The following is a 6,525-nucleotide window of genomic DNA, read 5'->3' as shown; positions in this document are numbered from 1 at the left end:
AGAAGACCTTTCTTTTGATGAAGAGACTGAAATCAAGCACGAACATTCATCCAAATCTGAATAAGATCTTCGAAACGTCCAGGTCTATCTATGACTTGGACGTTTTTAGTACAGGATTTCAATTTTAGAGAGATGAACATGGTTAAATCAATCAATGATATGGAAATGTAGCAAAGAAAGTTATGCTTGTTTGGAGTATTTTCAGAAGAATACAGTATGCTCTGTAAAGCTTTTTTAAAGTAAATCCTGAGCGAAGAAATGAAAACAACACTATTGAGTATAATAACCATAATGACCGGGGGTGACTTGAAGGTTTTATAAAAAACCAAAAAATTTTAGCAATTTGCGTCATCCTTAGGGTTTAACAATATATTAATTGTTTCAACAGCGAATTAATGGTAAAGTCAAAAACGAAAGAGTTTCCCGAATATTGTAGAATATCCTGAGAATGATGATCCTATGATTTCATTACCATGCTTAGAGTAAACAATGTTATTCTATATAGGGAATATGATTATGCAAGATGTAACTAGGAGGTAGATTATGAGAATTATCGTAGCAGGAGGAGATGGTTTTTGCGGTTGGCCGACCGCATTGTACCTATCCAAGCAAGGACATGATGTAACCATCGTAGATAATTTAGCACGCAGAAAGATTGACGATGAGCTTCGTTCCAATTCTGTAACACCGATCGCTTCTCTTGAGGATCGCGTAGCCAAATGGAAAGAAGTCAGTGGTAAAGAAATCAAAACTTTCATCGGTGACTTGAATCATTATGATTTCCTAAGTGAAGTGTTCCGTCAAGTGGAACCAGAAGCATTTGTTCACTTTGCTGAGCAGCGTTCAGCTCCATATTCCATGATTGACCGTGAGCATGCTGTATATACTCAGACGAATAATGTTATGGGGAACCTAAACGTACTATATGCGATCAAAGAATTCGCACCAGAATGTCATCTCATCAAGTTAGGTACAATGGGCGAATATGGTACACCAAACATCGACATCGAAGAAGGATATATCGAGATTGAACATAAAGGGCGTAAAGACGTTCTTCCTTATCCAAAACAACCAGGTTCTTTCTATCACCTTTCAAAAGTGCATGATAGCCATAATATCATGTTTGCTTGTAAGATCTGGGGAATTCGTGCCACAGATTTGAACCAAGGGATCGTGTATGGTCTACATACCGAAGAAACAAAGCTGGATCCAATGCTTGCTAACCGTGTGGACTATGACGGTGTATTCGGTACAGCATTGAACCGTTTCATCAATCAAGCAGCGATTGGTCATGATATCACTGTTTATGGTACAGGTGGACAAACACGTGCGTTCTTGAATATTGAAGATACCGTGCGCTGTGTGGAAATTGCCGCTGAAAACCCTGCAGATAAAGGAGAATTCCGCGTATTCAACCAATTTACTGAATGGTTCTCCGTTCAAGAGCTGGCCGAACGTGTGCAAAACATCGCAAAAGAAGAAGGTCTTAATACGGAAGTTAAGAAGATCGAGAACCCACGTATTGAAAATGAAGACCATTACTATAATGCAGTTAACACGAAACTTCGTGATTTAGGCCTGGAGCCGCATCTACTGACGGATGATGTCATTCGTGATATTCTACGTACTGCTGTCGAGCATAAAGACCGTATTATCGTAGAAAACGTTTTGCCATCAATTACTTGGAAGTAAGGAGTTTTCCGCTTTGAAAATCGCCATTATTACAGAAACCTTCCTCCCATCAACAGATGGAGTCGTTACAAGGTTAAAAGAAGCAATTAAATATCTACGAGCTCAAGAGCATGAAGTAATCGTCATAGCTCCAGACCTTGGTGTGAAGGAGTATGAAGGGGCGATTGTTGAAGGGGTCAAAACGACTGTTCTGCCTTTTTATCGGTCTAAGGAATTTTCCATGCCGCAAAGAAAGGTAAAAGATTTATTAATTAAACATGATCCAGATTTGGTTCATGTTGTTAACCCGGCATTTGTAGGTGTTTCAGGAGTATATTATGCAAGCAAGCTTAACTACCCGTTGATCGCTTCTTATCATACTCATGTACCGAAATATATGGATTACTATCGCCTATATCCACTTAAACCTGCAGTCTGGTGGTACTTCCGTAAGCTTCATAACTTCGCAGATGTGAACTTGTGTACTTCAAATGCCATAAAGAATGAGCTTGATGCTAAAAACTTCCATAATGTAAGCGTATGGGACAGAGGAGTAGCGGTCGATCATTACCACCCACGTCACAAGAACGAGGAAATGAGAAACCGTTTATCTAACGGAAAACCTGAGAACAAACTTCTTGTTTTCGTCGGGCGTTTAGCAGCTGAAAAAGAAATCCACAAGATTAAGCCCTTATTAGATCAGAGGGATGATATTTCATTAGCAATCGTCGGTGATGGTCCTGTGAAAAATCAACTGGAAGAAACCTTCAGTGGTACCAACACGGTCTTTACTGGCCTTTTACACGGGGAAGAGCTCGCTCAAGCGTTTTCTTCTTCAGATGCACTAATCTTTCCATCTGTTACAGAAACATTAGGGCTCGTTATTTTGGAATCAATGGCCTCAGGTTTGCCAGTAATCGCTGCCAAAAGCGGGCCGACCATGGAACAGGTAGAGGACGGGAAGACCGGATTGCTTTTTGAAAATGAAAACACTGAGACTATGATCGAAGCGATTAATCGACTTGAAGATGAAGACTTGTACCAAACACTTTGTGCAAATGCACGCATAGAAGCAGAAAAGCATAGTTGGCAAAAACCTTCTGAACAAATCCTTGATTATTATCATGAAACTCTAAGAGTATTCCAAAAGAATCAAGCGAATTCTTCTAAGAAATCAAAGGTTAAGGTCACAGAGTAATCACTCTGTGACTTTTCATTTGCATTTAAAACTGAGCAATCTTCAGTAAGCAGCATCGAACCTCTATATTCATACATAGTAGTAACTCCGAACACAATAAGCAAACCAACTACAATAAAAGCGAACAAACGTTCGAACCCTAGTATTTAAAGCATATTTCTTCATTACTACTTCCACTTCAAACTTAGTAGCAACTCCGAAACTAATTTAAAAAACAACAATTATTAAGTCATCTGGAACTGTTCCACGAAGCGAACAAAGCGTTGTTCTTTCGAGTTTTGATTTTGATACAACACATAGATTGCTGAACTTGGTAATTCAAGAAATGGGGTGTCAATCTTCATTAATCGTCCTTCCTTAATTTCACGTCTTGTGATGAGGGATGGTAAGAATGAAACACCCATTCCTTCTAAAATAAATCGTTTAACCACATGTGATTGAGAAACAGGGAGAAATCGATAACTAGATAACTGATTTTGAATATCTCGTTTTAACCGGCCCCAATAAGCGGGGTGATGATCTGTAAAGATTGTTGAGCTTGATAAAATTTCAATTGCATCAAGAGGAGGGGCAGTCTCTTCATCCCATCTATCGTGCACCGCAACAAGCGATATTTTTTCTTCTAAGAGTTTTTCACAAACAAGGTTCGAATAAAGAGCTGGTAAACAGGAAAAAGCCAGTTCAACTTCAGAGGCTTCAACCAACTTTTGCAGACTGGAAGAATCAACGACTTTGATGGACAATTCTAAATTTGGATAGAGCTCAGTATACTTTCTAATTATAGTTGGGAATACGCTTTCTACTAATAAAGGGGTCATCGCAATAGAAAGGGTAGAATCATACCCTTGTTGTCTACGATTCACGCGTTGAATCATCGAATCGTAATGATTAAGTAAATCGTGTGCGTCAACTCGAAACTTTTTTCCGAACTCAGTCAACTGAATGTGTCTGCCTTTCTTTTGAAAAAGTTTTGCTCCTAAATGATCTTCTAATTGTCGAATATGAAGGCTGACAGCAGGCTGGGTAATAAACAATTGTTCAGCGACCTTGCGAAAGTTCAACTCTTCAGCTGCTAATAAAAATGTTCGCAGCCATTTAAAATCCATACAAAGCCCTCCAATAACTATTAATTATCGATAAGATAACTATTACTTAATTTTATTTATTGATTTCCCAAGTTATGAAGAACTTGAACTTTTTTCACAAACTTTAATTGAGAACAGATATCTCAGTGAAGAAATAAAAAAACAGTTGGATTTAATCATTCCATACCAGTCCTCAGTCACAGTGGTTCGGTCAGCGATATTATTTTTAGATCAATCAGAAGATTCCTGGCCAATCGATCTTGATGAAGGGTAAGGTTAATTGCAAAGATACCGACAATTGTTGCCTATGCTTATAGAAAAAAGCTTGGATTAGATAAAATAGAACCGAAACCAAACTTGGATCATGTCTCCAACTTGTTATATATGCTTTTTGGTGAGAAAACATCCAAGGATGAAGTAGCTGCGTTAGAGGCTTATATGATTCTTACTGCAGAGCATGGTTTAAACGCATCAACATTCGCTGCAAGAGTCGTCGCATCAACACAGAGTGATGTTTATTCTGCGGTGATCGCAGCAATTGGTGCTTTAAAAGGACCATTAGATGGCGGTGCACCAACGGGGGTAAATTTGTATCTAAATGAAGTAAAACAATCTACGGTAAGCGAGGTCATCATCCAAAAGCTTCTCAATGGAGAGAAAATAATGGGATTTGGCCATAGGGTTTATAAAACTAAGGATCCTAGAGCTGAAGCGTTAAAAGTACAATTTAATTCGATGGATCCAAAACCTGACTGGGCAGATTTTACATTGAACGTAGAAAAAGAAACGGTCAGAGAATTGCAACAGCTGAAACCTGGAAGAAATCTTTACGCTAATGTGGAATTTTATGCAGCTGCAATAATGAAAGCTATTGGAATTCCAGATGAATTATTCACATCAATATTTTGCTGCAGCCGAATGGTTGGCTGGATTTCACATATTAAAGAGCAATCGAATAATAATGTAATTTTTAGACCAAATGCGCATTATAAGCCACTTTAGTAAAATTCCAAATTCTGTCTCATTATCATAAGTATACTTAGGAATTGAGACAGAATTTATATTTTCATTACAACTACCTAGAATATATATTATGTTAACTAGTTTTAAATTTAAAAAATTGAGGAGAAATATTATTCTCCTCTCCTTGCTATCTCTAATTAAAAGATATTGTATTTAGTTGTAGCCATTTTAATTTTTTTATGAAATATCGTATCATTTTTTAGCCATCTTCTATATGTGCTTTGATGCACTCCAATAGCCTTACATGCTTTATCGATATCATTACCAATCATGATACACTCAAGAAACTTCTGTTTTCTTTCTGCGACTGCTATTCGTGTCATGCTTAGTTTTCTATCTGTTAAATCACCGACTTGTAACTTTTCCTTATTAAACTCTTACAATTTCCTGGATAAAAAAAGATCGCTGTCACTATATATCCAGTCTGCAAATTGCTTGATTGACTTACGTCCATTAATGTAGATTCTGGAATAACTTTTTGTAGTAGCTAAACTGCTCTTTATACCTTTCATATTTATCAAGCTTTGCAAAGCATCTAAAAACTCTTGAGATCCACAAACAATGCATACTTGCTTCTTTTGATAGTTAACATATCCATCACCATCAAAATAGCCCCTAACAAAGTGGCTAATATGATTTGGTGGGATGTGTGGAAACTTGAGTTTAAGAGATTTATTAGGCTGCAATCCATGAAGTTCAATTAAGTCCGTACGCATTATTTTACTATTAATCGTTAATAAATGAACACCGATCTTTTCATTTCTTCTTATGGGATGACTAGACTCCAACTCATTTTTTATGTCTTCTAAGATACTGAATTCCTTTTGTGCAAAGCTGACTAATTGTGTTTCTTTAGGAATGTTTCCATCTGCTGCAAAAAAACCTAAAATATATGCCATGTTATTCGACCAAGTTCTGAAGTAATGTTCATTTACTTCATATTTGCGTCTCCAGCTGCCTTTCGGTCTACGTTCAACATTGTGTTTACGTAACACCGAGTTAATCAACCGGGCTGATACATTTGCCTTCTCTGCAATTTCAGCAGTCCGCTCACCATTTTGGTACAATTCAATAACTTCTTGATCTGTTAATACACGCTTTCTCAATTAAAATCAGCACCCTCCTCTTCATGTTTCTATTATACCGAACATATGTTCTAACACCTAATAATTAGCACTTTGCCAAAATACTTCATAGATTATGAAGCAAAAAAGCAGCTACTCAATTATAAAGTAGCTGCTTTTTCAAATCGTTTCAGTTGATCAGATGTAGCAAAAACAATTAATAAATCATTCTCTTGCAGTGCCTCGGTACCTTCAGGATTGCTAATGATACGGTCATTACGCTTTATAGCAACAATATTAACTCCGTAGGTTTGTCTTATTTTTGATTCTTCCAATGATTTACCAAGTAAAGAAGAGGTATTGCCGATAAGAATCTCCTCAATATTATAATCATTTTGATGGTCGTGAAGAATTGTCTCTACATATTCCACACTTACCGGTTTTGTAATGGCTGTAGCCATACGTTTCCCGCCGATATTTGAAG

General features: G+C 37.2%; 6 protein-coding genes. 3 read left to right on the top strand and 3 right to left on the bottom strand.

Annotation, left to right across the window (positions count from 1 at the left end):
• Positions 1-543: 543 nt before the first annotated feature.
• Entirely contained in the window at positions 544-1,692 is a 1,149-nt protein-coding gene (locus tag LD39_RS06960) for an NAD-dependent epimerase/dehydratase family protein (RefSeq protein ID WP_035544458.1), read from the top strand.
• Positions 1,693-1,705: 13 nt separating this feature from the next.
• A complete protein-coding gene (locus tag LD39_RS06955) occupies positions 1,706-2,869 on the top strand; it encodes a glycosyltransferase family 1 protein (RefSeq protein WP_035544456.1) in 1,164 nt (387 codons plus the stop codon).
• 224 nt (positions 2,870-3,093) lie between these two features.
• On the opposite strand, the gene LD39_RS06950 is transcribed toward LD39_RS06955, so the two are convergent.
• Positions 3,094-3,975, bottom strand: coding sequence for a LysR family transcriptional regulator (locus LD39_RS06950; protein ID WP_035544455.1), 882 nt, complete (start codon positions 3,973-3,975; stop codon positions 3,094-3,096).
• A gap of 258 nt (positions 3,976-4,233) precedes the next feature.
• Here LD39_RS06950 and LD39_RS06945 point away from each other — a divergent pair, with 258 nt between their 5' ends.
• Positions 4,234-4,956, top strand: a complete 723-nt coding sequence (locus LD39_RS06945) for a citrate/2-methylcitrate synthase (RefSeq protein ID WP_081988356.1) — start codon at positions 4,234-4,236, stop codon at positions 4,954-4,956.
• Positions 4,957-5,354: 398 nt separating this feature from the next.
• Here LD39_RS06945 and LD39_RS06940 read toward each other — a convergent pair whose 3' ends face one another.
• Together LD39_RS06940 and LD39_RS06935 are read right to left on the bottom strand one after the other, a co-directional pair.
• On the bottom strand, positions 5,355-6,083 hold the full coding sequence (locus LD39_RS06940; RefSeq protein ID WP_052158758.1) for an LAGLIDADG family homing endonuclease: 729 nt from the start codon (positions 6,081-6,083) through the stop codon (positions 5,355-5,357).
• 119 nt (positions 6,084-6,202) lie between these two features.
• Positions 6,203-6,525 (bottom strand): cation:proton antiporter regulatory subunit (locus tag LD39_RS06935; protein ID WP_035544453.1); only part of this gene is annotated, 323 nt, incomplete at its 5' end.

This window comes from Halobacillus sp. BBL2006 (assembly GCF_000786645.1).
In the GTDB taxonomy this organism is placed as follows: domain Bacteria; phylum Bacillota; class Bacilli; order Bacillales; family Halobacillaceae; genus Halobacillus.
This window is presented reverse-complemented; position numbering and strand designations above follow the sequence as displayed.

Excerpts from the sequence above, each read along its gene's own strand:
- LD39_RS06950 (WP_035544455.1), bottom strand. The coding sequence starts at position 3,975 with ATGGATTTTAAATGGCTGCGAACATTTTTATTAGCAGCTGAAGAGTTG.
- LD39_RS06960 (WP_035544458.1), top strand. The coding sequence starts at position 544 with ATGAGAATTATCGTAGCAGGAGGAGATGGTTTTTGCGGTTGGCCGACC.